Origin of the sequence: Streptomyces sp. NPDC093984 (assembly GCF_044764595.1) — a bacterium.
GTDB lineage: Bacteria > Actinomycetota > Actinomycetes > Streptomycetales > Streptomycetaceae > Streptomyces > Streptomyces cynarae.
In genome coordinates this window covers 1-1,173 of record NZ_JBIWIM010000056.1, presented here as the reverse complement: position 1 = coordinate 1,173, position 1,173 = coordinate 1, and the positions used below count along the sequence as shown (strand labels likewise).

General features: G+C 67.9%; 2 protein-coding genes. Both read right to left on the bottom strand.

Annotated features, from left to right (window positions below):
- Window positions 1-17 precede the first annotated feature (17 nt).
- Complete coding sequence (locus ACIRC0_RS39710) at window positions 18-584, bottom strand: transposase (protein WP_403627031.1); 567 nt, start codon at window positions 582-584, stop codon at window positions 18-20.
- Window positions 512-1,072 carry a winged helix-turn-helix domain-containing protein gene (locus ACIRC0_RS39705; RefSeq protein ID WP_403627028.1) on the bottom strand — a complete coding sequence of 187 codons (561 nt, stop codon included), beginning with the start codon at window positions 1,070-1,072 and terminating at the stop codon, window positions 512-514. The genes ACIRC0_RS39710 and ACIRC0_RS39705 overlap by 73 nt, the downstream gene beginning before the upstream one ends.
- Window positions 1,073-1,173: the final 101 nt, after the last annotated feature.

Below are 1,173 nucleotides of genomic sequence, written 5' to 3'. Positions count from 1 at the left end.
TTACTGACTTCGGCTCGTCAAGGTGACGTTGGATCGTCGAGGGTCAGGCCGGTGCCCGCTATGAAGCCGTCGAGGGTGTCGGGCCGGTATTGGAGGCGCTTGAGCCGATTGCGGACGAGCGTTTCCAGGCGGTCGAGGGCGACTACGGCGAGGTTGGCCAGGCTGTGCTTGACGTGTGCCCATACCCACTCGACGGGGTTGAGGTCGGGTGAGTAAGCGGGCAGCAGGAATACCGTCAGCCAGTCGCGTTCGGCGATCAGCTCGCTCATGGCGTGGGAGACGTGGGTGTTCAGGCGGTCCCAGACCAGCACGATCGGTGCCTTGACGAGCTGGTGGACACCGTCGATCAGTGCGATGAAGTCGCGCTCGCCCATACTGCGGCGCTTGCCTTTGCCCGCGGGGTGGGTGCGCAGGCGGTGACACAGCCGGGTGCGGGAGCCTGGCCGCATGGCGATCAGCCCGGCCACCGACAGCCGTCCCGAACGCCGTCCGCTCACCGTCACCTGCGGAGTCACTCCACGCCGGCCCCAGGTGCGTCCTTTGGGCGGCCGTCGGGTGAAGCCCGCCTCGTCCTCGAAGCAGATGTAGCCTCCGCAGGCCGCCCGGGCTCTTTTACCTCGGCCCAGGTCGCCTCCTTCCACACAGTGACGGTCTGCTCATCTCGCTCGGCGACCCGCCGCGCGGGGACCTGCGGGCTGAAGCCGAGCCGGTGCATCAGTCTCGTCGCCCCGGAGACGCTGTAGGAGACGTGGAACTTCCTGCCGATCAGCGTCGCCACCCGGGCGGCGGTCCACACCTGGTCCTCCACCCAGCCGTGCGCGGCCGGGCCCTGCTCCAAATACACGGCCAGTTTCTCCAGACAGCGCGGGGACAGACGGCATCGCGATCCGCTCGCACCACGGGAGGCCAAAGCCTGCGCACCGCCATCCCGCCACAGCTGGTGCCACTGGTAGGCCGACTTCCGGCTCACCCGCAGTCGCCGTGCCACCTCCGGCGGCTTGATCTTCTGCTCGAACAGCTCGGCCGCCTGCATCCGCACCGCCTCACGGCGCCGACGCCCCGCAGCGGTCAGCCCGCCCCCATCCGCATACCTCACACACCAGGAGATACAACCAACCGCTCGGCATCACTTGGGACTTTGAGGCGGATCACCCTAACGAGCCGAAGTCAGTA